This is a genomic window from Streptomyces lusitanus (assembly GCF_042647945.1).
Classification (GTDB): Bacteria; Actinomycetota; Actinomycetes; order Streptomycetales; family Streptomycetaceae; genus Streptomyces; species Streptomyces pseudogriseolus.
Genome location: NZ_JBHRWL010000003.1, coordinates 449,863 through 476,293, shown reverse-complemented (window position 1 = coordinate 476,293; position 26,431 = coordinate 449,863). Strand labels below are relative to the sequence as shown.

Annotated in this window: 20 protein-coding genes; 12 read left to right on the top strand and 8 right to left on the bottom strand. The window is 75.1% G+C overall.

Annotation, left to right across the window (positions count from 1 at the left end):
* Positions 1–26: 26 nt before the first annotated feature.
* From ACFOSY_RS06580 to ACFOSY_RS06565, 4 genes are all read right to left on the bottom strand, one after another.
* On the bottom strand, positions 27–1,694 hold the full coding sequence (locus ACFOSY_RS06580) for an alkaline phosphatase D family protein (RefSeq protein WP_394305765.1): 1,668 nt from the start codon (positions 1,692–1,694) through the stop codon (positions 27–29).
* Between the two features lie 210 nt (positions 1,695–1,904).
* Positions 1,905–2,666 carry a metallophosphoesterase family protein gene (locus tag ACFOSY_RS06575; protein WP_394305764.1) on the bottom strand — a complete coding sequence of 254 codons (762 nt, stop codon included), beginning with the start codon at positions 2,664–2,666 and terminating at the stop codon, positions 1,905–1,907.
* Positions 2,663–2,947, bottom strand: a complete 285-nt coding sequence (locus tag ACFOSY_RS06570) for a BON domain-containing protein (RefSeq protein ID WP_394305763.1) — start codon at positions 2,945–2,947, stop codon at positions 2,663–2,665. The genes ACFOSY_RS06575 and ACFOSY_RS06570 overlap by 4 nt, the downstream gene beginning before the upstream one ends.
* Positions 2,944–3,663 carry a hypothetical protein gene (locus ACFOSY_RS06565; protein ID WP_394305762.1) on the bottom strand — a complete coding sequence of 240 codons (720 nt, stop codon included), beginning with the start codon at positions 3,661–3,663 and terminating at the stop codon, positions 2,944–2,946. Before ACFOSY_RS06565 ends, ACFOSY_RS06570 begins: the two co-directional genes overlap by 4 nt.
* A 350-nt stretch (positions 3,664–4,013) precedes the next feature.
* On the opposite strand from ACFOSY_RS06565, the gene ACFOSY_RS06560 reads away from it, so the two are divergent.
* The 7 genes from ACFOSY_RS06560 to ACFOSY_RS06530 all read left to right on the top strand — a co-directional run bounded on the left by ACFOSY_RS06560 (position 4,014) and on the right by ACFOSY_RS06530 (position 14,495).
* Complete coding sequence (locus ACFOSY_RS06560; protein WP_394305761.1) at positions 4,014–4,577, top strand: hypothetical protein; 564 nt, start codon at positions 4,014–4,016, stop codon at positions 4,575–4,577.
* Between the two features lie 15 nt (positions 4,578–4,592).
* Positions 4,593–9,026, top strand: a complete 4,434-nt coding sequence (locus ACFOSY_RS06555; protein WP_394305760.1) for a cation-translocating P-type ATPase — start codon at positions 4,593–4,595, stop codon at positions 9,024–9,026.
* A gap of 815 nt (positions 9,027–9,841) precedes the next feature.
* A complete protein-coding gene (locus ACFOSY_RS06550; RefSeq protein WP_394305759.1) occupies positions 9,842–10,918 on the top strand; it encodes an alcohol dehydrogenase catalytic domain-containing protein in 1,077 nt (358 codons plus the stop codon).
* Positions 10,919–11,063: 145 nt separating this feature from the next.
* On the top strand, positions 11,064–11,660 hold the full coding sequence (locus ACFOSY_RS06545) for an Rv1733c family protein (protein WP_394305758.1): 597 nt from the start codon (positions 11,064–11,066) through the stop codon (positions 11,658–11,660).
* Between the two features lie 150 nt (positions 11,661–11,810).
* Complete coding sequence (locus tag ACFOSY_RS06540; protein WP_394305757.1) at positions 11,811–13,544, top strand: SulP family inorganic anion transporter; 1,734 nt, start codon at positions 11,811–11,813, stop codon at positions 13,542–13,544.
* Positions 13,541–13,969, top strand: a complete 429-nt coding sequence (locus ACFOSY_RS06535) for an ATP-binding protein (RefSeq protein ID WP_394305756.1) — start codon at positions 13,541–13,543, stop codon at positions 13,967–13,969. Before ACFOSY_RS06540 ends, ACFOSY_RS06535 begins: the two co-directional genes overlap by 4 nt.
* 175 nt (positions 13,970–14,144) lie before the next feature.
* On the top strand, positions 14,145–14,495 hold the full coding sequence (locus tag ACFOSY_RS06530) for an ArsR/SmtB family transcription factor (protein ID WP_394305755.1): 351 nt from the start codon (positions 14,145–14,147) through the stop codon (positions 14,493–14,495).
* Between the two features lie 39 nt (positions 14,496–14,534).
* On the opposite strand, the gene ACFOSY_RS06525 is transcribed toward ACFOSY_RS06530, so the two are convergent.
* Positions 14,535–15,179 (bottom strand): class I SAM-dependent methyltransferase, encoded by a 645-nt coding sequence (locus ACFOSY_RS06525; RefSeq protein WP_394305754.1) that lies wholly within the window; start codon positions 15,177–15,179, stop codon positions 14,535–14,537.
* 123 nt (positions 15,180–15,302) lie between these two features.
* Between ACFOSY_RS06525 and ACFOSY_RS06520 the strand changes: the two genes are divergently transcribed.
* On the top strand, positions 15,303–15,755 hold the full coding sequence (locus tag ACFOSY_RS06520; RefSeq protein WP_394305798.1) for a flavodoxin family protein: 453 nt from the start codon (positions 15,303–15,305) through the stop codon (positions 15,753–15,755).
* 89 nt (positions 15,756–15,844) lie between these two features.
* Here the strand turns inward: ACFOSY_RS06520 and ACFOSY_RS06515 are convergent, their stop codons facing one another.
* On the bottom strand, positions 15,845–16,927 hold the full coding sequence (locus tag ACFOSY_RS06515; protein WP_394305753.1) for a YihY/virulence factor BrkB family protein: 1,083 nt from the start codon (positions 16,925–16,927) through the stop codon (positions 15,845–15,847).
* Positions 16,928–17,034: 107 nt separating this feature from the next.
* Between ACFOSY_RS06515 and ACFOSY_RS06510 the strand changes: the two genes are divergently transcribed.
* From ACFOSY_RS06510 to ACFOSY_RS06500, 3 genes are all read left to right on the top strand, one after another.
* Positions 17,035–17,670, top strand: a complete 636-nt coding sequence (locus ACFOSY_RS06510; protein ID WP_394305752.1) for a GNAT family N-acetyltransferase — start codon at positions 17,035–17,037, stop codon at positions 17,668–17,670.
* Between the two features lie 185 nt (positions 17,671–17,855).
* Positions 17,856–18,545, top strand: coding sequence for a lytic polysaccharide monooxygenase auxiliary activity family 9 protein (locus ACFOSY_RS06505; RefSeq protein ID WP_394305751.1), 690 nt, complete (start codon positions 17,856–17,858; stop codon positions 18,543–18,545).
* A 323-nt stretch (positions 18,546–18,868) separates the two neighbouring features.
* Positions 18,869–20,983 carry a DUF1996 domain-containing protein gene (locus tag ACFOSY_RS06500; protein WP_394305797.1) on the top strand — a complete coding sequence of 705 codons (2,115 nt, stop codon included), beginning with the start codon at positions 18,869–18,871 and terminating at the stop codon, positions 20,981–20,983.
* Positions 20,984–21,065: 82 nt separating this feature from the next.
* Here ACFOSY_RS06500 and ACFOSY_RS06495 read toward each other — a convergent pair whose 3' ends face one another.
* Positions 21,066–23,327 carry an MMPL family transporter gene (locus tag ACFOSY_RS06495; RefSeq protein WP_394305750.1) on the bottom strand — a complete coding sequence of 754 codons (2,262 nt, stop codon included), beginning with the start codon at positions 23,325–23,327 and terminating at the stop codon, positions 21,066–21,068.
* A gap of 256 nt (positions 23,328–23,583) precedes the next feature.
* On the opposite strand from ACFOSY_RS06495, the gene ACFOSY_RS06490 reads away from it, so the two are divergent.
* A complete protein-coding gene (locus ACFOSY_RS06490; RefSeq protein WP_394305749.1) occupies positions 23,584–23,772 on the top strand; it encodes a hypothetical protein in 189 nt (62 codons plus the stop codon).
* A gap of 49 nt (positions 23,773–23,821) precedes the next feature.
* On the opposite strand, the gene ACFOSY_RS06485 is transcribed toward ACFOSY_RS06490, so the two are convergent.
* Positions 23,822–26,401: a SpoIIE family protein phosphatase gene (locus tag ACFOSY_RS06485; RefSeq protein ID WP_394305748.1), complete on the bottom strand. Its 2,580-nt coding sequence runs from the start codon at positions 26,399–26,401 to the stop codon at positions 23,822–23,824.
* Between the last annotated feature and the right edge of the window lie 30 nt (positions 26,402–26,431).

The window sequence follows — 26,431 nt, the reverse complement described above, 5'->3', positions numbered from 1 at the left end:
AGGCGGGCGGGATCGGACGGGTGACGTCACACGGGCGTCAGTCCGGGCGCGCCGGCCTCCGTGACGAAGGAGGCCGCGGTGGACACGGCCGCGCCCGGCACGGTCACGGCGGGCACGGTCCGGAAGTCGGCGCGGGCGTTCTCCCGGTTCAGCTCCAGGCGCAGGTAGCCGCGGCGCCCGTCGTAGAACCGCAGGTGCGGGTTGGCCCGCAGGTAGGTGTCCCAGTTGGCGGGGCGCTCGGCCCCGTCGCGGCCGCTGGCGACGGAGGTGCAGGTGAACTCCGTGCCCACGGTGGCGGAGGCGGGGTCGTCGAAGTCGTCCTTGACGTCGAAGGCGTACGCCACGTGGACGTCGCCGGTGAGCACCAGCCAGTTGTCGACGCCGGCCGCCTTCGCCCCGGCGACGAGCCGGCCGCGGCTCGCGCGGTAGCCGTCCCAGGCGTCCATCGACAGCTTGGCCGGGTCGCCCAGGTCGAGGCGGCGCTGCGAGAAGCACACCTGCTGGGGCATCACGTTCCACAGCGCGGTCGAGGACGCCCACCCGTCGAGCAGCCAGCGCTCCTGGGCGTCCCCGGTGAGGGTGCGCGCAGGGTCGTCGGTCTCCGGTCCCGGCACGTGCGGGACGTCGTCGTAGGCCTGGTCGGAGCGGTACTGGCGGGTGTCGAGGACGTCGAACTGGGCGAGCGTGCCCCAGTGCAGCCTGCGGTACAGCCGGGCGTCGGGCCCGTCGGGGAGCCGGCCTGCGCGCAGCGGCTGGTTCTCCCAGTACGCGCGGTAGGCGGCGGCCCGCCGGGCCAGGAACAGCGCCGGGTCGCTGCCGTTCTCGTCGTGGTCGGCCGCGTAGTTGTTCTCCGTCTCGTGGTCGTCCCAGGTGACGACGAACGGGTGCGCGGCGTGCGCGGCCCGCAGGTCCGGGTCGCTCTTGTAGAGCGCGTACCGCATCCGGTAGTCGGCGAGGGTCGTCGTCTCCCGGTTGAACACGGACGGCAGCACCCGGTCCGTGTAGTTCCGGGCGCCGCCCGCGGAGTCGACGGCGTACTCGTAGAGGTAGTCGCCGAGGTGGAACACCACGTCGACGTCCTCCCGCGCCAGATGCCGGTGCACGGTGTAGTAGCCGTCGTGGTACGCCTGGCAGGCGACCGCGGCCAGCCGCAGCCGCGTCACGTCGGCGCCCGGGGCGGGGGCGGTGCGGGTCCGGCCCGTGGGGCTGATCCAGGCGCCGGTGCGGAAGCGGTAGTAGTACGTCGTCGCCGGGTCGAGGCCGCCCACGTCGACGTGGACGCTGTGCGCGTACTCGGGGTGTGCCAGGGCGGTGCCGGCGCGCACGGCCAGGGCGAAGGACGCGTCGAGCGCGACCTCCCAGGCCACCTCCACCTGCTGCTGACCCAGGCCGCCGTCCGGCGTGTAGGGCGCCGGGGCGAGCCGGGTCCACAGCAGCACCGAGTCCGGCAGCGGGTCACCGGAGGCGACGCCGAGGGTGAACGGGTCCGCGGTGATGCGGGCCGCGTCGAGCCGGGGCGCGGCGAACGCCCCGCGCGCGGGGAGGTTGGTGGTGAAGGCGACGGCGGCGGTCGCGGCGGTGACGGTCAGGAAGCGACGGCGTGACAGATGGCGGGCGGCGGCGCGCAGTTCGGCGTCGTACGGGGCGGGGGCGAGCGCGGGGGCAGGTCGTCCGGTACGGCCCGGCAGCGCCATCGGGAGTCCTCTCGTACGGGGAGGGGTGGACGGAGGCCGCGGGCAGGCGGGCCGCCGACACGGAGAGCTGCATGCTAAGCAGACGAAATGGTCGTCAGACGCGTGCCGTGCGGGGCGTTCACACCACAGGCGGTACGGGGAGGGCGCACAGCGAAGCGCCGCCGGCAGGACCGGCGGCGCTTCGGGGACGCGGGGATCCGGGCGGGCGGATCAGCCGGCGGACGTCCCCGCGTGCGCCCCCACCCGCTCGCGCAGCGGCAGGTGGTACACGTGGAAGGCCCGCCCGATGACCGGCTGGGCGACGTTGCGCACCTTGACGCCGCCGGTGGTCATGCCGTGCTCGCTGCCGGCGTGCGCGTGCCCGTGCACGGCGAGGTCGGCGCCGGCCGTGTCGATCGCCTCCGCCAGCAGATAACTCCCCAGGAACGGGTAGATCTCCGGCGGCTCACCGGCCAGCGTCTCCGGCACGGGGGAGTAGTGGGTGAGGGCGATCCGCACGTCGCAGTCCTCCTCCGCCAGCCGCTCCAGCGCCGTCCGCAGACCGTCGGCGCAGCGGCGGGAGACCCGCACGAACTCCTTCATCACCGGCTCGCCGAACTCGCCGGCGCTCGCCCCGACGAACCCGCCGCCGAACCCCTTCGTGCCGGCCACGCCGACCCGCGCGTCCCCGACGGACAGGACCGTCGCCTCGCCCTCCAGGACGTGCGCGCCCGCGTCCCGCAGCAGACCGGACACCTCGTCCTGCCGGTCGTCGTGGTGGTCGTGGTTGCCCAGCACCGCGACCACCGGCACGCCGAGGCCGCGGATCTCGTCGGCGACCACCCGCGCCTCGTCCGTGGTGCCGTGCCGGGTGAGGTCGCCGGCCAGCAGCAGCAGGTCGGCGCAGTCGGGCAGGGTGTCGAAGGCGGGGCGCAGCACGCCCCGGGTGTCGGGCCCCATGTGGATGTCCCCGACCGCGGCGACCCGGATCATGACAGCTCCTCCGCGTGGTCGGGCGACGAGGACTCGCTGACGACGACGTCCGTGTGCACGTCCAGCCCGCCGAGCTCCTCGCGCACCACGGCCAGGACGTCGTCGCGGCAGCGGGCGGACGGCACCGTCCCGGTGACCAGGACGGCCCCGCCGCGGACCTCCGCGTGCACGCCGAGCTCGCCCAGCTCGCCGGAGGCCAGACGGTCCTGGAGGTGGGCGACGCGGTACTCGGGACCCGCGGGCGGGGCGCCGCCCGCCGGTCCTGCGTCGTGGGTGTTCATGGGGATTCCCTTCCACGGGCGGGTCGGATGACGTCCAGGCGCTCCAGCAGGAAGAAGAAGGCGGCCGGCATGGGCGCGTCGCCGCAGTCGCGCCGCACCTGCTCCCAGTCGACCTTCTCGCGCAGGGCGCGGGCGATGGGCAGCACGGCGCCGAAGTCGCAGTGGTGCTCGGAGAACGCGGCGATCAGACCGGTGAGCAGGTCGGTCGGCGCGAGGACCGGCATACGGACCGACTCCACCGGGAGCTCCCCAGCGCGGCGCAGCATGTCCGTGGAGACCGGGCGGTGCGCCAGCTCGAAGATGATGTCGACGTCCTGCCCGAAGCAGGTGGCCTTGATCAGCCAGTCCTCGGGCGGGCTGTAGACGGTCAGCCCGGCGTCCCGCAGCGTGGCCGCGACCGGGCCCGCGTCCTCCGGGCGGACGCAGAAGTCCACGTCGTGCTGGAGGTTGCCGCTGCCGCCGTGGGCGTGCACGGCGACGCTGCCCGCCAGCGCGAACAGGTGCCCGCCCCGCTTCAGCACCGCGCCCACCTGCTTGGCCGCCTCCAGGATGGCCTGGTTGCGGTCCCGGGGCAGGTCGGCCTCGTCGGCGGGCCCGAGCGGCGCCTCGGCCCGCACGTCCAGGGGCGGCGCCTCCCCGGGGGCCTCGGAAGCCAGACGGAGGTCCGGTGTCCCCGGGCGCCGCGTCCGGGCGGCGTCCTCGCCGTTCTCCGTCATGACCGCTCCCTTCGCGACGCCTGGTGTGCCTGTTCCTGGTACCCGGCGCGCCCGTCCCGACACGGGCCCGGACCCGGACCCGAGGGCCTGTCCTGTGGATCACCCCGGCGTCACGGTGCCCGGCACCCGCGCCCCATACCTCCAGCGCCTTGCAGCCGCACGCACCGGACCCCGCCCGGGTCGGTCCAGAGGTACGCCGGTCTCAGCCGCGCCGATCCGCACGAAACGCCGGCGCGGGAGGGCACGGGGAACCGCTTCGGCCGTACCCGGGCGGCGCGCGGGCCGCTCCCGGCCGACGATGGGCGAAAGGTCCTTGAAGCGGACACGTGTGTCCGGTGGTGGAGGTCGACATGGAGCAGGACATCTCGCGAGCGCCGGAGCTTCCGCAGCCCCTGCGGGCCGTCGTCTCGCACCTGCGGCGGCTGCCGGGCGCCGAACAGGCCGGCCGGGCGGCCGGCAGCGCCCTCGGCACCCTCGGCGCGCTGACGCCCCGCGGCCGCCGCATCGCCGTCTACACCGGCGCGGGCGTCCTCGGCGTCGCCGGCCTCGTGGAGTGGCCCGTCGCCGTCACGGGCGCGGCGGTCGCGTGGCTGACCAGGCCGCGGGACGAACGGGCCACCGCCGACGGAGCGCCGGGCGCCCCCTCCGCCGAGGACGAGGCGTGGGCCGCCGCGACCCGCGAAGGCGTGGTCCCGGCGGGCGGCCGACCCGGTGACCCCCGCGAGGACCGCGACACCGGCCCCGGCGCCCGGCTCACCCCCGCCCGGCACCGCACCGACGGCCGGCCCGCGGCACGCGTGCAGCCCGCCAAGGTGGGCGACGAAGGGACCGCGTCCGCGCTGCGGAAGGTCGCCGCGGCGACCGGGCACGACGACGGCACCGGACGGCCGGCCCGCGGCCGGGACCACGGCTGAGCCGCGGGATCCGGCATGCTCGCCCTGCTCGACGTCGCCCCCCTCGCCGGGGCCGTGGCGGGAGCCGCCGCCGGCGCGGCCCGCGGCACCGCCAACGGTGTCGCCTCCGTCCACGTCGCCACGCGCCGTCTCACCCATGTCGCCCGCAACGCCCTCGGCGCCGACCGCCACTGGCGGGCCGGCCACCGTGTGCACCTCGCGCTGCGCCACCCCGACGTCTCCGCCGGCCCCCTCGCCCGCCGGGTCGCCGCCGAACTGCTCGAACACCCCGACGTCGTGGCCGCGTACTGGGACGAAGGGCTCGCCCGGCTCGTGGTGACGGCCGTGACCGACGCGGCGGGCGACCGCGTGACCGAGCGTGCCGTCGCCGCCGCCGAACGCCTCGGGCTCACCGAGGACGCCGGCCCCGGTCCCGAGGCCGACCCCGCGCACCCCGGCGACCCGCGCGAGGTGCGGGTCGCCGCCGCCGCGCTGCTGCTGGACGCCGCCGGTGCGGCCGGCGCCCTGGCGGCCCGGTCGCTGCGGCTGCCGCGCAGCCCCAAGGCGGTCACCGCCCTCGTCACCCTGCTGCGGGAGAACCCCCGCTTCCGCGCCCGGCTGCGCGAACGCCTCGGCGGCAGCGGCATGGAGCTGCTGCTCGCCGCCGCCAACGCCGCCGCGCACGGCGCCGCCCAGTCCCCGGTGTCGCTGCTGCTCGACGGGCTGCTGCGCGCCGGACAGCTCACCGAGGCGACCGCCCGCGCCGCCGCCTTCGAGGCGCTCCACGACGACGTGTGCCGCGAACGGCGCACCAGCGTCCCGCCCGCGCCCGGCATCCGACCGCCCCTGCGCGTGACCCCGGCGCAGGCGTACGCCGCCAACGCCGGCACCGGCAGCGTGGCCGGGGCCGCCGCCACGCTCCTCGTCACCCACGACACCGGCGAGGCCGCCGAGGCCGTCCTGGCCGGCTCGCCCAAGGCCGCGCGCTACGGCCCCGCCGCCTTCAACTCCGTCCTCGGCACCGAACTCGCCCGCACCGGCGTGCTGGTGCGCGGCGGGGACCGGCTGCGCCAGCTGGAGATCGCCGACTCGCTGGTCCTGCACGCCGACGCGCTGCGCGGCCTGCCCCCGGCCGAGGACGAGGAGCCCGCGCCGTACCACGACCCCGTGCACCCGTGGGCCGAGGCGGTGCTCGACGCGGCCCGCCGGGCCGGGCTGCACGTCGTCGTCACCGGCGGCTCCGAACTGAAGGACATCACCCGCCTCGCCGACGAGGTCGCCCCCGCCGACCTGCCGTTCGGCGACGCCGTCCGCGCCCTCCAGCAGGACGGGCACATCGTCGTCAGCGTGGCCCGGGTGCCCGCCGGCGGGGACCGGGACGTCGCCGACGGGCTGCCCGCGGGAGACGTGGCGATCGCCCTCACCGACGGCCGCTCGGCCGTCCCGTGGGGCGCCGACGCCCTCGCCCCCGGCGGGCTCGCGGACGTCTGGCGGCTCCTCACCGCCATCCCCGCGGCCCGCCGCGTCGGCCGCCGCTCGCAGACCCTGGCCCGCGCGGGCGCCGCCCTCTCCGGCCTGATGGTCGCCCGCGGCGGCACCCCCGGCGGCCGTGTGTGGCGGCGGCTCACCCGGCACGCCCCGGTGAACGTCGCCGCCGCCGGCGCCCTGCTCACCGGCTGGACCGAGGCCGTCCGCGTGGCCCGCGCCACCCCGCCCGAACCCCGGCTGCACGTGCCCTGGCACGCCCTCGAACCCCACGAGGCGCGCACCCTCCTCCGGCACGCCCGCACCGAGGCCGAACCGGTCGGGCTCGCCCTGCTCGGCTCCCGCGTCCGGCAGCGTGCCGCGCGCCTCGCCGCCACCGGCGCCGCCGCGCCCGCCCGCTGGACCTGGGACGCGGCCGGCGCGGTCCGCCGCGAGCTCGACGACCCCCTCACCCCGGTCCTGGCCACCGGCGCGGTCGCCTCGGCGCTGCTCGGCTCGCTGGTGGACGCGCTGCTCGTGGTCGGCGCGATGGACCTCAACGCGGTCGCCGGCGGCCTCCAGCGGCTGCGCGCCGAGCGGGCCCTCGCCCGGCTCGCCGCCCGCCAGCAGCCCCGCGCGCGCCGCCGCCTCACCCCCGGCCGCACCGTCACCGTCGACGCGACGCGGCTGCGGCCGGGCGACCGCATCGACCTCGCCGCCGGAGACGTCGTACCGGCGGACGCGCGGCTGCTGAGCGCCGAGGGTCTCGAGGTCGACGAGTCCTCGCTCACCGGCGAGTCGCTGCCCGTGGCCAAGGACGTCGGACCGACACCGGGCGCACCGGTGGCGCGGCGGACCTGCATGGTCTTCGAGGGCACCACCGTGGTGGCCGGCCGCGCCGAGGCACTGGTCGTGGACACCGGCGACCACACCGAGGCGGGCCGCGCCGTCGCCCTCGCCTCCCGCACCCCGCCGCCCGCCGGTGTGCAGGCCCGGCTCCAGGAGCTCACCCGCAAGGCGCTGCCCGTCACCCTCACCGGCGGCGCGCTGGTGACCGGCCTGTCCCTGCTGCGCGGCAGCCCGCTGCGGCGCGCGGTCAGCGGCGGGGTCGCCGTGGCCGTGGCCGCCGTCCCCGAAGGGCTCCCGCTGGTCGCGACCGTCGCCCAGATGGCCGCCGCCCGCCGCCTGTCCCGCCGGGGCGTGCTGGTACGCACCCCGCGCACCCTGGAGGCGCTCGGCCGGGTCGACACCGTCTGCTTCGACAAGACCGGCACCCTCACCGAGAACCGCCTCCGCCTGGTGCGGGTCGCCACCGCCGACGGCGCCGTCCTAGCCCCGGACGACGGGCGTGCCGTGCCGGTCGTACGGCTCGCGGCGCGCGCCTGTCCCCAGGAGGAGACCGCCGAGGGCCGCAAGGTCGCGCACGCCACCGACGAGGCGGTGCTGGACGCGGCCCCGCCGGACGAGTCCTGGACTCCCCACGGCGAACTGGCCTTCGAGGCCAGCCGCGGCTACGCGGCCGCCGTCGGCAGGGACGGCGAGGACGGCGCGTACCTCGTCGTCAAGGGCGCCCCCGAGACCGTGCTGCCCGCGTGCGCGGACCTGCCCGAGGAGGCGGCCGGAGCCGCCCACACCCTCGCCGGGCAGGGCCTGCGCGTCCTCGCCGTCGCCCGGCGCCGGTACGCCGGCTCCGACCCGGACGCCGAGGTCCAGGCCGGCCTCTCCGGACTGGAGCTCGTCGGGTTCGTCGCCCTCGCCGACGTGCCCCGCGACACCTCCCAGGAACTCCTCACCGCGCTGCGCAAGTCCGGCATCCTGCCCGTCATGCTCACCGGCGACCACCCGGAGACCGCCCGCGCCATCGCCCTGCAACTGGGCTGGCCCGAGGAGACCGAGGTGGTCACCGGGGACGACCTGGTCGCCATGGGCCGCACCGAACGCGTCCGCGCCCTGCACGGCGCCGGGGTCGTCGCCCGCGTCGCGCCCGAGCAGAAGCTGCACGTCGTGGAGGCCCTCCAGCAGGCCGGCCGGGTCGTCGCGATGGCGGGCGACGGCGCCAACGACGCCGCCGCCATCCGCGCCGCCGACGTGGGCGTCGGCATCGAGGCCCGCGGCTCCGCGGCCGCCCGCAACGCCGCCGACATCGTCCTCACCGGCGGCGACCTGTCCGTCCTGGTGGACGCCTTCGCCGAGGGCCGGGCGCTGTGGCGCAGCGTGGCCGACGCGGTGAGCATCCTCATCGGCGGCAACGCCGGCGAGGTCGGCTTCAGCGTCCTGGGCACCCTGCTCGCCGGCTCCTCCCCGCTGTCGACCCGCCAGCTGCTCCTGGTCAACCTGCTCACCGACATGTTCCCGGCCATGGCGGTCGCCGTGACGCCGAGCTCCGACCCGTCCACCGCCGCGCACGCCGCGACCGGCCCCATGGGTCTCGACGTGCTCGGCACGCCGCTGCTGCGCTCCATCCGGCGGCGCGGCGTCACCACCTGCCTGGGCGCCGTCACCGCGTACCTGATCGGCCGGTACACCCCCGGCACCGAGCGCCGCTCCACGACCATGGCCCTGTGCGGGGTGGTCGGCGCACAGCTGGTGCAGACCCTCTCCGGACGCCGCCACAGCACCCTGGTGTGGGTGACCGCGCTGGGCTCCGCCGCGGTCCTCGCCGCCCTGGTGCAGACGCCCGGCGTCAGCCACTTCTTCGGCTGCGTCCCCCTGGGCCCTCTCGCCTGGACCGGCATCGCCCTCGCCATCACCCTCTCCGCCCTCGCCCCCGCCTGGAACGCCTCCCGGCCGTCCACCACCTCTACGCCCTCGCCACCCGCCTCACCCTCCGCCTGTCCGACTCCGCCCGCCACACCCGCGACCTCCTGCACACGGGGATCGCCCGGCCGGTCGCCTGAGGGGCGTCCACGGCTTCGAGCCGCAACGCCCTCTCGGTGCCGGTGGGGGCGGTTGCGGGGCCGGTTCTCCGCGGCGGTGGGGCGGGGGACCGCGCGCGGCGGCTGTTGAGCGCGGGAGCGCGAAGGTACGGGCATCGGCCCGGTCCGGGGCGCCATCGGCCCGGCTCGCCCCGGACCGCTCACCGGGCCTGACGCCGGCCAACTCGACCCGGCCGCAGGCCCGGCCCTCGGCGCGAGGCCGCTGGTTCGGCGGTTGCAGGCGCGTCGGTGTGGGGCGGCCGCGTCGGCTGTGGGCCGCGCGGTTCCGCCGGCGGGATCGGCACCCTGGCTGCCTCGGCCGTCTCGGTCCAGGCGAACCGGCGTCCCGGCGGGCGATCCGACCCCGTTTCCGGCCGGGCCGCAGGCCCGGGCTTCGATCGCGGTGCTGTCGGCCTGGCGAAAACCCCCCCGCCCACCGGCCGCGGACCACACGGCGCTGACGGCGGAGCGCGGTGACCCGGCCGTTCCGGGCCTCGGAGGAGCGATGCCCGTCGGACAGGCCCAGCCCGGCACGAGCACCGCAGGCCCGTCCCGGCCGCGTCCTCGGGCACGGGCTCGCTCGTCGGGGCGACGCCGCCCGGGGACGTGGGGGTGTCGGGTGGCCGCGGGGGCGGCGGGGCCGTGTGCCGGCGGCGGGGCGCAGTGGCCCGGCCGTGCCCGGCCCGGGGGCAGGCCCCCGCCCGACGTTGCCGGACCCGCCCACCGCACGCGCGGGCGCCGTCACGGAGGGTGCCCGCACCTCACCCCGCCCGTGGCGGCGAAACGGGCACACCGCGCACACACTGGAAGTGCAGGGCGGTTCCGGAGACCCCGGCTCCGCCGACGCAGGCGGGCGCGCGCGCCCGGCGTCGAGCCCGCCGCTCAGCGAGAAGGGTGAGGATCGGCATGAAGGGTTACGTCTTCCACGGCCCCGGGCAGTCCGCCTGGGAGGAGGTTCCCGATCCGGAGATCCGGGAGCCCGGCGACGTCATCGTCCGCGTCGACGCCGTCACCATCTGCGGGACGGACCTGCACATCCTCAAGGGCGACGTGCCCGAGGTGCGCCCCGGGACCGTCCTCGGACACGAGGCGGTCGGCGAGGTGGTCGAGACCGGCGCCGACGTCCGCACCGTACGGCCCGGCGACCGGGTCCTGGTCTCCTGCATCACCGCGTGCGGCCGCTGCCGCTTCTGCCGCGAGGGCGTGTACGGGCAGTGCCGGGGCGGCGGGGGCTGGATCCTCGGGCACCTCGTCGACGGCACGCAGGCCGAGTACGTGCGGGTGCCGTTCGCCGACCTGTCGGTGTACCCGCTGCCCGGCGGCCTCGCCGACGAGGACGCGGTGCTGCTGGCGGACATCTTCCCCACCGCCTACGAGGTGGGCGTGCTCAACGGCCGGGTACGGCCCGGGGACACCGTCGTCGTGGTCGGCGCCGGACCGGTCGGGCTGGCCGCGATCGCCGCGGCCCAGCTGTTCGGCCCGGAACGCGTCGTCGCGGTGGACCTGGCGGCGTCCCGGCTCCAGGCGGCCAAGGAGTTCGGCGCCGACGCGGTGGCCGACGCGAGCGAGGGCCCCGAGCAGCTGGTCGAGGATCTCACCGGGGAACTCGGCGCGGACGTGGTGATCGAGGCGGTCGGCCGCCCGGAGACCTTCGAACTGTGCACCCGGGTGGTGCGCCCCGGAGGGCACGTCGCCAACATCGGCGTGCACGGCGCGCCCGCCACGCTGCACCTAGAGGACCTCTGGATCAGGAACGTCACCATCACCACCGGCCTCGTCGACACGCATTCCACCCCCACGCTGCTGCGGATGGCCGCCGCCGGCCGGCTGCCCACCCGCGGTCTGGTCTCCCACGCCTTCCCCCTGGACCAGATGCAGGAGGCGTACGACGTCTTCGCGGGCGCCGCCGAGACGGGTGCGCTCAAGGTCGTCCTCGGCGTCCCGCAGCACGAGGTCGTCCCGGTGCGTCCGACGGCCGGCTGACCCACCGGTCCGGGCGAAATCGCCCGACGGTCCGGATAAGGACCCGTTTCGCGAAAAGGCCCGTTCCGCCCGTGCGGGACGGGGGAGAACGGGCCACCCTGGAGGTGGTGGCGCGGACGGCACCCGCGCGAGGAGGTGACCTCCCATGGCGACGACGCATGGCGCGAGGCCCAGGGTGCCCTGGTGGCGATGGCGGGACAACCCGCTGTGCCGCCGCAGCGACATCGCCGAGGCCTGGCTGCTGATCGCCACGGCCGTCCTCGCCCTGGTCCTCTCGGGGTTCGCCGGACTCGCGGCGGCCGGCGGGGTGGGCGCGTCCCTCGACGACCGCCGCGAGCGCACCCGCCCGGTCCCGGCCGTGCTGGTCGAGGACGCACGCGACGCGGCCCCCGCGCTGGAGTCGGAGAACGGCGGCAGCGGCGTCTGGGCCGAGGTGCGCTGGACCGCACCCGACGGCACCCGCCACACCGGACGGGCCGAGGTCCCCGTGGGCAGCAAGAAGGGCGCCGAGGTCACCGTCCACAACGACGAGGCCGGCCGCCTCGTGTCCGCGCCGCCCGCGGGCGCCGAGGCGCATTTCCAGATCGCCATGGCCGGCATCACGGTCGCCGTCGTCACCGGGGGCATCGTGCTGCTCTGCGGATGGGCCGCCCGGGCCCGGCTCCGGCTGCGGCGCCTGGACCGGTGGGAGGAGGAATGGCGCCAGGTCGAGCCGATGTGGCGCAAGCGGATGACCGGCTGAGCCCCGCCGAAGCCACCCTCAACCACACAGCGTCCCGATCCCTCAACCACACAGCGTCCCGATCCGACGCAGTGATCTGCTGAATTGCAAATTTTCGCAAGTCACTACATGCTTGCCTCGTCATGTCGTCGTGAACGAAGCAGAGGGGCTGTGTCCGTACCGCTGTCACCGGCCGGGTTCCGGTCCCGCATCACCTCGCTGCTCCCCGCCCGCGCCGACCTCCGCCAGGCCCGCCGCCGTCCCCGCCGGGACCTGCTGGCCGGGCTGACCGTCGCGGTCGTCGCGCTGCCGCTCGCCCTCGGCTTCGGGGTCTCCTCCGGTCTCGGCGCGGAGGCCGGACTGGCCACCGCTGTGGTCGCCGGCGCCCTCGCGGCCGTGTTCGGCGGCTCCAACCTCCAGGTGTCCGGACCCACCGGCGCGATGACCGTGGTCCTCGTGCCGATCGTCGCCGACCACGGACCCGCCGGCGTCCTCACTGTCGGACTGATGGCGGGCGTCATCCTCGTCGGCCTGGCCCTGCTGCGGGCCGGCGGCAGCATGCGCTACGTGCCCGCGCCCGTCGTGGAGGGCTTCACCCTCGGCATCGCCTGCGTGATCGGGCTCCAGCAGATCCCCAACGCCCTCGGCGTGGCCCAGCCGGACGGCGAACGCGTCCTGACCGTCGCCTGGCACGCGGCGCGGGAGTTCGCCCGCGACCCGCAGTGGACCGCGCCCGCGCTGGCCGCCGCCGTCGCGGCCGTGATGCTGGCGGGCGCGCGCTGGAAGCCCACCGTCCCCTTCTCCGTCCTCGCCGTGATCGCGGCCACCGTCGTCGTCGAGACCACGGGACTCGACGGCGTACGGCCCATCGGCGACCTGCCGGCCGGGCTGCCCGCGCCCTCCCTGTCGTTCCTGGACGCCGGCGCCATGGGCAGTCTGCTCGCCCCCGCCCTCGCGGTCGCGGCGCTCGCCGCGCTGGAGTCGCTGCTGTCCGCCTCCGTCGCCGACGGCATGACCGTCGGACAGCGGCACGACCCCGACCGGGAGCTGTTCGGCCAGGGGCTCGCCAACATCGCCGCCCCGCTGTTCGGCGGCGTCCCCGCCACCGGCGCGATCGCCCGCACCGCCGTCAACGTCCGCACCGGCGCCACCTCGCGACTGGCCTCCCTCACCCACGCCGCAGTACTCGCCGTGATCGTCTTCGCCGCCGCCCCGCTCGTGTCGCGGATCCCGCTGGCCGCCCTCGCCGGGGTGCTGCTGGCGACCGCGGTGCGCATGGTGGAGGTGGGCTCGCTGCGGGCGATGACCCGGGCCACCCGCTCCGACGCGGTGATCCTCGTCCTCACGGCCGTCGCCACGCTCGTCCTCGACCTCGTCCAGGCGGTGATCATCGGCCTGGTCGTCGCCGGCGTGCTCGCCCTGCGCGCGGTCGCCCGGCAGGCCCGGCTCGCCCCGCTGCCGCTCGACCGCGGCGACCACACCGACGAGGAGCACGAGCTGCTCGCGCAGCACATCGTCGCCTACCGCATCGACGGCCCGCTGTTCTTCGCCGCCGCCCACCGCTTCCTGCTGGAGCTCACCGAGCTGGCCGAGGTCCGCGTGGTCATCCTGCGGATGTCCCACGTCAGCGTCGTCGACGCCACCGGGGCGCTGGTCCTCAAGGACGCGGTGACCAAGCTGCGGCGGCGCGGCATCGTCGTCATGGTCTCCGGCGTCCGCCCCGGCCAGCGCCGCGCCCTCGACTCCGTCGGCGTCCTCGACCTGCTGCGCCACGAGGGCCGGGAGTACGCCACCACCCCCGAGGCGATCGAGGCGGCCCGCGCGCACCTGGAGCGCGACGGGGTGCTGCGCACCGGCGGCGCCCCGGCCGCGGCGGCGCCCGTGCCCACCGGTGACGCGCGGTGAGGTCCGCGACCCCGCAGGCCGCGCTGCCGCACCGGCACGTGCTCACCGTGCCCACCGGCCCCGGCGCCGTGCGCGTCGCCCGCGAGACCGCCGAGCGGGCCCTGGCGGAGTGGGGGATCGACGAGCGGCACCCGGCGGTCGGACCGGCCCTGCTGATCCTCGGCGAACTGGTCGCCAACACCGTCCGCCACGCCGCCGCCCTGTCCCCGCAGACCACCGTGTACTACGCGGCGGGCCCCGACTGCCTGGTGCTCGCCGTGCACGACCGCCACCCCCAGCGCCCCGACCTCACCGGAGGGCACGCCACCGGCCCCGGCGGGCTGGCCACGGTCCTGGAGCTCACCCACGCCCTGGGCGGCACCGCGGTCGTCCGGGGCGACGCCGACGGCCCGGGGAAGAGCGTCTGGATCACGCTCCCGCTGTGAACCGGGCACGCGCCGGGCACCTCACGGGCCAGGGACGGCCGGGACAGGGCCGGGCACCTGACGAATTGCTAATGTCGGAAACTGTCGAGGCCGATGGCGACGCACAGACGAGGCGAGGGACCGAGGACCGGGTGAACGGGCCGTACCGCTGCCGCGCCGGAAAGGGGACGGCACGATGACCACGCCGCTGTACCAGCTGAAGGCCGAGTTCTTCAAGACGCTGGGCCATCCCGCCCGCATCCGGGTGCTGGAGCTGCTCAGCGAACGCGAGCACTCGGTCGGCGAGATGCTGCCCCACGTGGGCATCGAGCCCGCGCACCTCTCCCAGCAGCTGGCGGTGCTGCGCCGCGCCAACCTGGTCGTCGGCCGCAAGGAGGGCTCGACCGTCTACTACTCGCTGACCGACCCGCATGTGGCGGAGCTGCTGCGGGTCGCGCGCACCATCCTGTCCGGCGTCCTCACCGGCCAGGCCGAACTCCTCGCGGACCTCCAGGCGGCCCAGGGGGAGACCCGGTCCGTGTCGTGACAACCCGGGCAGCCGGGCAGCAGCCGGGCAGCCGGGTCGTCAGGCCGCCTCGCCGCGCCGGCAGTGCAGGAACAGCTGCGGCTCCGGGCGGGCCGCCGGATGGCTCGGGGTGAACATCGTGCTCTCCTCCCACTCCACCTCCAGCCCCGCCTCCCGCACCAGGGCGTGGACGTCCTGCGCGGCGAAGCTGGTGACCCGCACCGGCTGTCCCATGAAGACCCCGTCGAACTCCTCCACGTCCAGCGGCACGGTGGCCAGCACCAGCAGGCCGCCCGGCCTGAGCGCGGCCGTCAGCCGGCCCACCAGCTCCCGCTGCTCCTCCCGGGCCATCTGGAGCAGCGAGAAGTACACGCAGACCGCGTCGTACGAGCCTTCCGGGAGCGCCATCCGCCGGACGTCGTCGCACCGGAACTCCGCCTCGGGCACCTGCCGGGAGGCGATCTCCACCATCACGGGGGACACGTCGACGCCCAGCACCCGGTGCCCCGCGCCGGCCAGCGTGGCGGCCGTGGGCCGTCCGGTGCCGCTGCCCACGTCCAGCACGGCGCTGCCGGGGGAGAGCCGTTCGAGCAGCCAGGCCAGCGACGCCCGGTGCGCCGTGGAGGACGCGAAGGCCTTCTCGTAGTCGACGCCCAGCGCGTCGAACACGTCCGCCGCCGGGGACCCGTGCACCTCGTCGCCCACGCCACCGCCTCGCTTCCCAGTCGCCGATGCCGGGCATCGTGCCACTCGTGTGCCGCCGTCACAACGGCACACGGAGGGATCCCGGCTTGCGGGCGCGGCGGCCGGCACGGCAGGGTCGTGCCTGTGCCGACCCTGCTGATCGTCCACCACACGCCCTCGCCGAACTGCCAGGCGATGTTCGAGGCCGTCGTCTCCGGCGCCACCGCCCCGGAGATCGAGGGCGTGAAGGTGGTGCGCCGCGCCGCGCTGTCCGCGACCGCCGCCGACGTCCTGCACGCCGACGGCTTCCTGCTCGGCACCCCCGCCAACCTCGGCTACATGTCGGGCGCGCTCAAGCACTTCTTCGACCAGGTCTACTACCCCTGCCTGGACGCCACGAAGGGCAGGCCCTTCGGGTACTACGTGCACGGCGGCAACGACGTCACCGGCGCCGTGCGGGGGATCGAGTCGGTCACCACCGGCCTCGGCTGGCGCCGCGCCGCCGAGGCGGTGACCGTCACGGGCGAGCCGGACAAGGCCGCCCTGGAGCGCTGCTGGGAACTGGGCGCCACCCTCGCGGCGGGGCTGGCGGACTGACGCCCGCCGGGCCCCGCCCGGCCGGACCGACGCCAGCCAAGACCGACGCCAGCCAAGACCGACGCCCGCGGCCCGCGTCGCACGTCCCGTCAGGCGCCGTCCATCTTCTCCCGGTCCTGCTCGTCCCAGGCGCGGGTGTCACGCGGCTGCGTGTACGGCTCCTCCTCCGGCGGATGCCCGCCGGCGATGGCCCGCTGCCGGGCGATCTCCGCGTCGAACTCCAGCCCGAGCAGGATCGCCAGATTGGTGATCCACAGCCAGATCAGGAAGATGATGACACCGGCCATCGTGCCGTACGTCTTGTTGTACGAGCCGAAGTTGGCGACGTAGACGGCGAACCCGGCGGAGGCGGCCAGCCAGATCAGCAGGGCCAGGAAACTGCCCGGGGTGACCCAGCGGAACCCCTTGACCTTGGCGTTCGGGGCGGCCCAGTACAGCAGCGCGATCATGACCGTCACCAGCAGGACCAGCACCGGCCACTTGGCGATCGACCAGACCGTGAGGGCCGTGTCGCCCAGCCCCAGCAGATCGCCCGCCTGACGGGCCAGACCGCCGGTGAAGACCACGATCAGCGCGCTGATCCCGGCCATCAGCAGCAGTGCGACCGTCACCCCGACACGGACCGGCAGCACCTTCCACACCGGGCGCCCCTCGGGCATGTCGTACACGGCGTTCGCCGAGCGCATGAACGCCGCCACATAGCCGGACGCCGACCAGACGGCGAGCAGCAGACCGACGACCGCGACAAGCGAACCGACGCCCGCGCCGCCCTGAAGCTGCTCGATCGCCTGGGTGATGATGTCCCGCGCCGCACCCGGGGCGGTGAGCTCCTGGACGTTCTCCAGCACCTTGTCCGTGGTCGATCTGCCGGTGAGGCCGAGGATCGAGACCAGCGCCAGCAGCGCCGGGAACAGCGCCAGCACCCCGTAGTACGTCAGGGCGGCGGCGCGGTCGGTGAGTTCGTCGTCCTTGAACTCCCGCACACTGCCCTTCAGGGCGGCCTTCCAGGCGCCCTTGGGCAGCTTGGCCGGGCTGTCCGGCGCCGCGCGCTCCACCGCGTCGCTCGGGCCCGGCTCCTGCGCCGGCTGCCCGGCCCCCCGCGAGGATGCGGACTCGTCCGGCGCGTCCTGGTGTGCCGGCCGGTCGTCCCGGCCCGGGATATGCAGCTTCATGGCCACCGGGTGCCCCCGGTCCGCCATGTCACGCCCGGGCGCACGGGTGAGCGGGGCCGGACACCAGGGGCTTGTGGGAGCGCTCCCATGAGTGCAGGATGTCGGTCATGGCCGAGTCTCCCGCCGTCCGTCCGTACCGCCCCGAGGACCGTGCGGCCCTCGACGACATCTGCGTCCGCACCGCCCACAACGGCCAGGACAGCCGCCCCCACTACGCCGACCCCTCCGTCTTCACCGCCGCCTTCGCCGCCCCCTACGCGCATCTGGAGCCCGAGCTGGCCTTCGTGCTGGACGACGGGCGGGGGAACGCGGTCGGCTACGTGGTCGGCGCCGCCGACACCGCCCGGTTCGCCGAGCGGTTCCGCGCCGAGTGGCTCCCGCTGGTCGCCGAGCGCCACCCCGAGCCGTCCGGCCCGCCGGCCACCCCGGACGAGACGATCGCCTGGCTGCTGCACCACCCCGAGCGGATGGTCGTGCCGGAACTCGCCCCCTGGCCCGCCCATCTGCACATCGACCTGCTGCCCGAATGGCAGGGGTGCGGTCACGGGCGGCAGCTGATGCGCACCCTGCTCGCGGCCCTGGCGGGGCGCGGGGTCCCGGCCGTGCACCTGGTGATGGCGGTCGCCAACAAGCCCGCCCGCGCCTTCTACGACCGGTTGGGCTTCGAGGAGATCGAGGGCGTGCCGATGGACGCCTCGGTCGTCTGCCTCGGCCGCGCGACGGGCGCTCTCGACCGCCTCTGACAAGGTCCGTCCGACTTCCGCCGTCGAACGTGTCGAACACGCCACCGGGTGACGGAAGTGGCGGGATCGAAGGGTTGCCCCTTCCGTCGTCCGGAGGCAGATTTCCCCTGGGAGCGCTCCCACCGGGCGTGCGGCAGGTGCGCGCGCCCGCACTCCATGACCCCCACGGCGGAAAGAAGGAACCCATGAGTTGGCATGCGCATGCTCTGTTATCGCGAGACCTGCTGCGGGGCCGGCCCCGGCTCGCGCTCGTCCTGAGCGCCGTCGTCGCCGCGCTGCTCTGCCTTGTCCCCTGGAGCGGCACGGCACACGCCCACGGCTCCGTGGTGGACCCCGCGTCCCGCAACTACGGCTGCTGGCAGCGGTGGGGGAGCGACTTCCAGAACCCGGCGATGGCCCAGCAGGACCCGATGTGCTGGCAGGCCTGGCAGGACAACCCCAACGCCATGTGGAACTGGAACGGCCTCTACCGTGACGGCTCGGCCGGCGACTTCCGCGCGGTCGTCCCCGACGGCACGCTGTGCAGCGGCGGCAACACCGAGAACGGCCGCTACCGCTCCATGGACACACCCGGCGCCTGGAAGAAGACGAGGGTGGGGAGCAGCTTCACCGTCAACCTGTACGACCAGGCCCGCCACGGCGCCGACTACTTCCTCGTCTACGTGACCAGGCAGGGCTTCGACCCCACCACCCAGCGGCTGCGCTGGGACGACCTCCAGCTGCTGACCCGCACCGGCTCCTACGCCCCGGCCGGCGACTACGCGATCCCGGTGAGCACGTCCGGCCTGACCGGCCACCACGTCGTCTACACGATCTGGCAGGCCTCGCACTCGGACCAGTCGTACTTCCTGTGCAGCGACGTGGACTTCGGCTGAGCGGGACCGGCCAAGGCGGCCAAGCCTGACCCGCCCCGACCGGCGAAGACGTCACGCGATCGCCCTCCGGGCCCTCGCCGGACGCCCCTGTCCGGCGAGGGCCGTGTGCGTCCCAAGTGGCGTGCGGTTGCCGAGATTTCCGGAAGAAGTTGTGAGCCGGTTGAACACGACGCGGTCCGCCTGCGTATGACGCGTGGGAATCGAATGCCCGTCCCCCGCGACAGAAGCGTAGGAGTACTGCCTTGGCACGCAACACACGCAGACGCCCCAAACAGCGCGCGACACTCGCCGCTTTCGCCTTGATCCTCGGCGGCGGCGGCATGATGGCGGCCAACGTCTACGCTTCCGCCACGGACGGCGGGACGACGGACGCGCAGGTCCTGTCGGGCGCCGCCACCGTCGACTGCCCCGACGTGGCCACCCAGCTCACCGCGGTGCCCGACCAGGCCCGCGCGGAGGTGGACAAGGAACTCGCCAACCTGGACGCCCAGATCGCCGAGGCGTACAAGCGGATCGGCGAGTCGGCCGACGCGATCCGCCAGGACCCCGGCTTCGCCGAGAACGCCATCGCCGGACCGCTGAAGGACAAGCGGGCCGCCGTGCTGGGCCGTATCGGGGCCGCCGTCGAGAAGGCCGGCGGCGAACTGCCGCAGGGCTTCGACGACCTCGCCGCCTGTGCGGTGCGCGACTCCGGCAACGCCCCCGCCCCCGAGGAGGGCGGCGACGGCGGTGACCAGGCCGGCGACGGCCAGGACCAGCAGAACGGCGACGGCCAGCAGCAGGGCGACGGCCAGCAGGACGGCGGCGACCAGCAGGGCGGCGACCAGGGCGGCCAGGACGGCGGCCAGGACCAGGGCGGCAACGGCGGCCAGGCGGGCAACGGCCCGGTGGCCGGCGACTACGTCTCCATCGAGAGCGTCCAGCCCAACGTCAACAAGCCGCAGCCGTCGGGGGACGCCTCCACCGGCACCTTCGTCAGTGACTGCGGCGTCAACGCGAACGGCGTGTTCAACTCGGACAACGTCATCGCCGCGCCCGGCGTGAGCAACGGCGCCCACCACTTCCACGACTACATCGGCAACCAGGCCACCAACGCCTTCGTCAGCGACGACGAGCTGACGAAGGCTGAGACCAGCTGCGCGGACCAGCGCGACAAGTCCTCCTACTACTGGCCGGTGCTGCGCCTCCAGAACGGCACCGAGGAGCGCGACGCCCAGTCCCCGGGCGGCGGCATCGAGGGCAACGCCGGTGAGATCGTCACCCCGAAGGACGTCACGCTGACCTTCGTCGGCAACCCGAAGGGCAAGGTCACGGCCATGCCCCGGCTGCTGCGCATCATCACCGGCGACGCCAAGTCCTTCGTCAACGGCCCGGCCAACGCCAACGCCTCCTGGAGCTGCACCGGTTTCGAGGACCGGCAGCTGAAGGACAAGTACCCGCTCTGCCCCGAGGGCAGTGACGTGGTGCGCTCGTTCGCCTTCCAGAGCTGCTGGGACGGCCGCAACATCGACAGCGCCAACCACCGTACGCACATGGCGTTCACGGACGCCGAGGGCAACTGCCCGGCCGGCTTCCAGCCGATCCCGCAGCTCGTCCAGCGCATCGTGTACGACGTCGACGCGCCGAGCCTGGAGGACGGCGGCAAGACGGTCCCGCTGTTCGCGGTGGACTCCTTCCCCGAGCAGCTGCACAAGCCGATCACGGACCACGGCGACTTCATCAACGTCTTCGAGGAAGACCTGATGAACGAGATGGTCGCGTGCATCAACGAGGGCCGTGAGTGCGGCGCCGGCGGCGACAACGGCGGCGGCGACAACGGCGGCGACAACGGCAACGGCGGAGACGACGGCAACGCCGGTGGTGACAACGGCGGAGACGACGGCAACGCCGGTGGTGACAACGGCAACGGCGGCGGCGACAACGGCGGTGACGACGCCGGCGGCGACAACGGCGCCGAGCAGCCCTCCGCCACGCCCGACGACCCGGGCCAGGGCGACAACGGCGGCCAGGACGACGGCAACCAGGGTGGTGACAATCAGGGCGGCGGTCAGGACGACGCCGACCAGGGCGGCAACCAGGGCGGCGACCAGGGCGGTCAGGACGGCGGCCAGGAGCAGCCCCCGGCGACCGAGCAGCCCGCGGACGACCAGGCCACGGCCCAGCCGGACGTGAAGGTCTCGGAGCCGGCCGACGCCGGTGGTCAGGACAACGGCGACCAGGGCGGCGGCCAGGACGAGGGCAACGGCGACGACGGCGGCCAGGCGGCGCAGGCCTCCCAGGTGCCCGGCAGCCTCCCCGAGCTCGAGAACAGCGCCCAGGCCCAGGGCGGCAGCGGCAGCCTCGCCGAGACCGGCGCGCAGCTGTGGCCGGCCGCCATCGGCGGAGTGCTGGTGATCTTCGGCTTCTTCGTGCTCCGCAGCGTGCGGCGCAACGCCTGACGGTCACACCCGACACACCGGGCGGCAGGACCCTTCGGGGCCCTGCCGCCCTTGTGCGTGCCGGACCGGACGCCGGGCGCGTTCAGCGGTCCGCCGCCGTGCTCGTGCTCTCGCCCGCGTCCTCGCCCTCCGCGTCGATGTGCGGCAGCAGGCGGTCCAGGCGGCGCGGTGTCCACCAGGCGTGCGCGCCCAGCAGCGTCATCACCGCCGGCACCAGCAGCAGCCGTACCACCGTCGCGTCGATCAGGACGCTGACCGCCAGGCCCAGGCCCAGCATCTTCACCACCACGTTGTCGCTGACCACGAACGCCGCGAACACGCTGACCATGATCAGCGCGGCGCAGGTGATGACCCGCGCGGTGATCTCCAGGGCGTGCGCCACCGAGGCCCGCGCGTCCCGGGTGCGCCGCCAGGCCTCGTGGACGCGGGAGAGCAGGAAGATCTCGTAGTCCATGCTGAGGCCGAAGACGATCGCGAACATCATCATGGGCACGTAGCTCTCGATCGGCACCGTGCCCGACACCCCCAGCGCCGGACCGCCCCAGCCCCACTGGAACACCGCGACGACCACGCCGTACGAGGCCGTGATGGACAGAACGTTGAGCACGGCCGCCTTCACCGCGACGAGCAGGCCGCGGAACACCGCGAGGATGATCAGGAACGCCAGGGCGACGACCACGGCGATGATCCACGGCAGCCGTTCGGCGACCAGGTCGCGGAAGTCGACCTGCGCGGCCGTCGTGCCGGTGACGTACGTCGAGGCGTCCGTGCCGCGCACCGCCTGAGGCAGCGTGTCGTCCACCAGGCGGTTGGCCAGGTCGGTGGTGGTGGCGCTCTGCGGGCTCGCCGTGGAGTACACCGTGCCCACCAGCACGTCGCCGTCCTGCGTGGGCGTCAGCGGCGTGACCACGGCCGCCCCCTCGACGCCGTCCAGCGTCTGCTGCGCCTGCGAGGCGAGGGAGGAGCGCTGCGACTGCGGCACGGAGGACTGGTCGACGACCACGGTGAGCGGGCCGTTGGAGCCCGGCCCGAACGCGTCGGTCATCAGGTCGTAGGCGCGCCGGTCGGTGAACGAGGTGGGGTCCGCGCCGTCGCCGATGTGACCGAGCTGGATGGAGAACACCGGGATCGCCAGCACGGCGATCACGGCGACGCCCGCCGTCAGGAACGTCCACGGCCGGCGCGCCACCCGCTGCGCGTACCGGTGCCAGGCGCCGTGCGGTTCGGCTCCCGGCCCGGCGCCGGTCTCCGCCACGGTCCCGCGCACCCGCCAGCGGTCGATCCGGCCGCCGGCCAGCCCCAGCAGCGCCGGCACCAGGGTCAGCGCGCCGAGGACGGCGGAGACCACCGTGACGGCGGCGGCCAGTCCCAGCTTGGCGATGAACGACACGCCGGACGCGGACAGTCCGGCCAGGGCGACGATCACCGTGCAGCCGGAGACCAGCACCGCCCGGCCGCTGGTGGACGTGGCGTGCCCGGCCGCCCGCACCGGGTCCGTGCCGTTCATCAGGTCCTGCCGGTGACGGGTGATCAGGAACAGCGCGTAGTCGATGCCGACGCCCAGACCGATCATCGTGGCGAGGGTCGGGGAGACGGTGGCGAACGTGGTGGCCACGGCCAGCAGCCCGAGCACGGCCAGCCCGGCGACCACCGCGATCAGCGCGGTCAGCAACGGCATGACGGCGGCGAGCACGCTGCCGAACCCGATCAGCAGCACCACGACGGCGACCCCGAAGCCGATCAGCTCGCTGATCCGGTCGTCCGGCGCGGGCCGGGCCAGCTCGCCCAGGGGACCCCCGTACTCGACCTGCGCGCCCGCCTCCCGCAGCGGGCGCACGGCGTCGTTCACCCCGCTCAGATAGCCGTCGCCGAGCGTCGAGGGCTGCACGTCGAAACGCACCGTGATGTACGCGGTCCTGCCGTCGGACGACAGCGGTCCCACGTCGGGCTGCGACGAGCCGGAGGACGAGCCCGCGGCGGTCAGCGGGTTCTGCGCGGACAGGACGTGCGGGAGTTGTTCGAGGGCGGAGACCGTCGAGGACGTCTGCGAGCCGAGGGCGGTCAGTTGCCGCTGGTCGTCGTGGAGGACGATCTGGCTGCTGTAGCCGCCGGCCTGCGGGTCGTGCCGCTGGAGGACCTCGACGCCCTTCTGCGACTGGGAGTCGGAGAGCGTGAAGTTGTCCGAGTAGGCGCCGCCGACGGCCCGGCTGACGACCTGGAGCACCACCAGGGCGACCAGCCAGGCGACGATCACCACCACGAAGTGGCGCGCGCACCACTCGCCCAGCCGGCGCAGCACACCCGCCCGGGGTCCGGCGCCCGCCCCACCGCGTGTCGACGGCATCGACGTGCTCTCCTCCGCCCGGCCGGGCGGATCCCGGCGCCTGCTGCCCATTAGAGGGCGGGGCGGTCGCCCCGGCATCCCCGCGCGGCGGCCCGGGGGAGCGGGCTCACCTGCCCGGCGGGCCGGCGCGTCCGACCGCCGGACCCCGGACCGCGCACGCCCCGGTCCGTCACGCCGTCCGTGTGTGACACTTGATCGCACGAGGCCGCGGCGCTGTCCGAGGGGGGAGCGCCGGCCGCCGGAGAGGGGAAGCGCCGTGAGCCGTGACGCCGTACGCGCACAGGAGGACGACGACGTGGCCGCCCGGGCCCGCCACGCCCGTTTCGGGAGCCTGCCGGAGCCCGTCCGGGTGGAGGACCTGATCGAGGAGCGGCCCGCCGTGGCGCCGGACCCGGCCCGCTTCGCCTACGACTCCGACGAGTGGCTGGTGCGGTACTGCGCCTGAGCGCGCCCGCCCCGTGCGTCCGACCCCTGCCGGCCCCGGCCCGCGCGGGTCAGCGGGGCTCCGCCGCGTCGTACGCGGTGAGCAGCAGCGCCACGTCGTCCGGCCGGTCCTCCGCGCGGCGGGCCGCACCGAGCATCCGGTCGGCCAGCTCCTCCATGGAGTCGGTCCGGCTGACGCCCAGACACATGCGGACCGTGTCGATGCCGGTCGCGATGTCGCTGCCGGGCACCTCGACCAGCCCGTCGGTGTAGAGCGCCAGGACGCTGCCCGGCTCCAAGGTGAGTTCGGTGACCGGGTAGTCGGCGTCCGACTGCACCCCCAGCAGCACACCGCCCGCCAGTTCCAGGCTCTCCGTGCTCCCGTCGGGGCGCCGCAGCAGCGGCGGCGGGTGGCCCGCGCGCACGGCCCGGGCGTGCCCGGTCGCCGGGTCCAGCTCGATGTAGCAGCAGGTGGCGAAGACGTCGGTCTCCAGCTCGACGAGCAGCTGGTTGGTGTGCGTGATGACCTCCTGCGGCGGCCGCCCGCTCGCGGCGAAGGCGTGCACCGCACTGCGCAGCTGCCCCATGACGGCCGCGGCGCCCACGCTGTGCCCCTCCACGTCCCCGATGACCAGCGCCACCCCGCTCCCCGTCCGGATGACGTCGTACCAGTCGCCGCCGATGTCCATGCCCTTGGTGCCGGGCAGATAGCGGGCCGTGATGCGCAGCCGGTCGATGGCGGGCAGCCGGTGCGGGAGCAGCCCCTCCTGAAGCCCGCGCGCCACCGCCGACTCCGCGTCGTACAGCCGCGCCCGCTCCATCGCCTGCGCGGCCAGCCCGGCCAGCGCGGTCAGCGCGCTGCGCTCCTCGGCGGTGAAGCGGTGCGCGGTGTTCCAGCCGAGTATGCAGGAGCCGATCGCGTGCCCGGAGGCGATCAGCGGCAGGAACGCCCAGGACGTCATGGGGTCCAGCGCCAGCCTCGGGTACGCGCCGACCAGTTCCTCCGGCGACTCGAAGAACAGCGGCAGGCGCGCGGTCAGCGCGTGCACCCCGGGCAGCTCCGCCTCCAGCGGCACCCCCTCGAACGGATCGAGGAAGTGCTGCGGATAGCCGTCCTCCCACAGCAGGTACATCCGCCCGTCGCGCACGGTGTACAGGGCGACCTCCTGCGCCCCGAACGCGGGCAGGAGCTGCTCGGACACGGCCCGGCACACGTCCTGGACGGTGACGGACTCGGTGAGCACGCTCGCCATCTGCACCACGTGGTAGAGCGCCCCCGCGCGGGCCGTGGTGACCAGCCCGGTCGGCGGCACCGCCGGCTGCTCCGCGGCGGGCGTCAGCGGCCGTCCCGGCTCCGCCCCGGCGGGGGCGGCCGTGCGGAAGACCCGGCCGGTCAGCCCGTGCGCGCCCGGGTAGAGCACGAAGCCCAGCCACACGCCGTCCGGGTCGTGCACCAGGTACGACACCGGCTGCTGCGTCAGCATCGCCGCCCGGTAGCGGTCCTCGTACGCCGGGTCGCGCAGCCAGGTCAGCACCTGCCAGGGGTGGTGGCCCAGCAGCCGCTCCAGATCGCAGCCGAGCAGGTCCTGGCAGCGGCGGTTGGCGTAGATGACCCTGCCGTCCTGGTCCAGCGAGAACAGCCCGTCGGGCAGCCGCTCGGCCGCCTCCGCCGCGGTGACCCCGCCCGCCACGTCCACCAGGGCGCCCACCAGCAGCCGTTCGGTGTCGCCCGCCCGCACCACGTGTCCCCACAGCTCCACCGGCCGGTAGTGGACCGTCTCGCTGTCGTCCTGCGACTCGTCCAGCACCCGGAAGTGCCGGCCCCGGATCTGCCCGGTGTCCTCGGCCTCCCGGCGCGCCGCCCGCAGTTCGTACAGGTCGTCCGGTGTCACCCGCACCTCGACCGCGGCCATGGTGCCGTCGAACTCCTCGCGGGACACCCCCAGCAGTTCCAGCGCGTCGTCGTCGCCCGACCAGCGGTCGCTGTCCAGGTCCCACTCGATCATCCCGACCGCGACCGCCTGCGCGGGCGGCGTCGGCAGCCGCACACTGACCGGCTGGTCGTCGTACTCGATGCCGTACGACAGCGCGTCCGCGTCCGTGCGGCCCGGCAGCCCGCGCGCGAACCCGGCGAGGCGCTCCTCCATGTCCAGCCCGGCCAGGCGCAGCGCCTCGCGCACCTCCCGCTCGCCGGCCGGCTCCTGGGCGGAGGAGTGCAGCACCGCGAGGACGCCCACCGTCTCCCCGCCGACCCGCACCGGGTGGTAGGCGTGCGCGAACGAGTACGGCAGGGCCGCCGTGAACTGTGGGAAGCGCAGCATCGTCGCCCGGTCGTCGGGCAGATAGAGGGTTTCGCCGCTGCGGAACGCCTCGCACATCGGCAGCGTGCCGCTCACCGGGATCCGCCACCACGGCTTGAGCAGCGAGCGGGGTACGCCGGACATCACGCACAGCACCAGTGACCTGCGGTCCCGCGACCGGAGGTAGACCGCCCCGCCGTACCCGCCGGTGTTCTGCACGGCCGTCACCACGGCGTCCGCGAGCGCGTCCTCGACACGGTTCTCGCCGCGCAGGGTCCGGCTCTCCTCCGCGTCGGGCGCTGGCACGCCCGCCGGCCGCTTCCCGCGCGGTGCGGCGGCTGCACCACCCATGTAGCGCCCTCCCGGTGCACATGGAACGGG

What these genes read in the sequence shown, in the direction of transcription:
- ACFOSY_RS06580 (WP_394305765.1), bottom strand. Translation starts at nt 1,694, where the DNA reads ATGGCGCTGCCGGGCCGTACCGGACGACCTGCCCCCGCGCTCGCCCCC.
- ACFOSY_RS06575 (WP_394305764.1), bottom strand. Translation starts at nt 2,666, where the DNA reads ATGATCCGGGTCGCCGCGGTCGGGGACATCCACATGGGGCCCGACACC.
- ACFOSY_RS06570 (WP_394305763.1), bottom strand. Translation starts at nt 2,947, where the DNA reads ATGAACACCCACGACGCAGGACCGGCGGGCGGCGCCCCGCCCGCGGGT.
- ACFOSY_RS06565 (WP_394305762.1), bottom strand. Translation starts at nt 3,663, where the DNA reads ATGACGGAGAACGGCGAGGACGCCGCCCGGACGCGGCGCCCGGGGACA.
- ACFOSY_RS06560 (WP_394305761.1), top strand. Translation starts at nt 4,014, where the DNA reads ATGGAGCAGGACATCTCGCGAGCGCCGGAGCTTCCGCAGCCCCTGCGG.
- ACFOSY_RS06555 (WP_394305760.1), top strand. Translation starts at nt 4,593, where the DNA reads ATGCTCGCCCTGCTCGACGTCGCCCCCCTCGCCGGGGCCGTGGCGGGA.
- ACFOSY_RS06550 (WP_394305759.1), top strand. Translation starts at nt 9,842, where the DNA reads ATGAAGGGTTACGTCTTCCACGGCCCCGGGCAGTCCGCCTGGGAGGAG.
- ACFOSY_RS06545 (WP_394305758.1), top strand. Translation starts at nt 11,064, where the DNA reads ATGGCGACGACGCATGGCGCGAGGCCCAGGGTGCCCTGGTGGCGATGG.
- ACFOSY_RS06530 (WP_394305755.1), top strand. Translation starts at nt 14,145, where the DNA reads ATGACCACGCCGCTGTACCAGCTGAAGGCCGAGTTCTTCAAGACGCTG.
- ACFOSY_RS06515 (WP_394305753.1), bottom strand. Translation starts at nt 16,927, where the DNA reads ATGAAGCTGCATATCCCGGGCCGGGACGACCGGCCGGCACACCAGGAC.
- ACFOSY_RS06510 (WP_394305752.1), top strand. Translation starts at nt 17,035, where the DNA reads ATGGCCGAGTCTCCCGCCGTCCGTCCGTACCGCCCCGAGGACCGTGCG.
- ACFOSY_RS06505 (WP_394305751.1), top strand. Translation starts at nt 17,856, where the DNA reads ATGAGTTGGCATGCGCATGCTCTGTTATCGCGAGACCTGCTGCGGGGC.
- ACFOSY_RS06500 (WP_394305797.1), top strand. Translation starts at nt 18,869, where the DNA reads ATGGCGGCCAACGTCTACGCTTCCGCCACGGACGGCGGGACGACGGAC.
- ACFOSY_RS06495 (WP_394305750.1), bottom strand. Translation starts at nt 23,327, where the DNA reads ATGCCGTCGACACGCGGTGGGGCGGGCGCCGGACCCCGGGCGGGTGTG.
- ACFOSY_RS06485 (WP_394305748.1), bottom strand. Translation starts at nt 26,401, where the DNA reads ATGGGTGGTGCAGCCGCCGCACCGCGCGGGAAGCGGCCGGCGGGCGTG.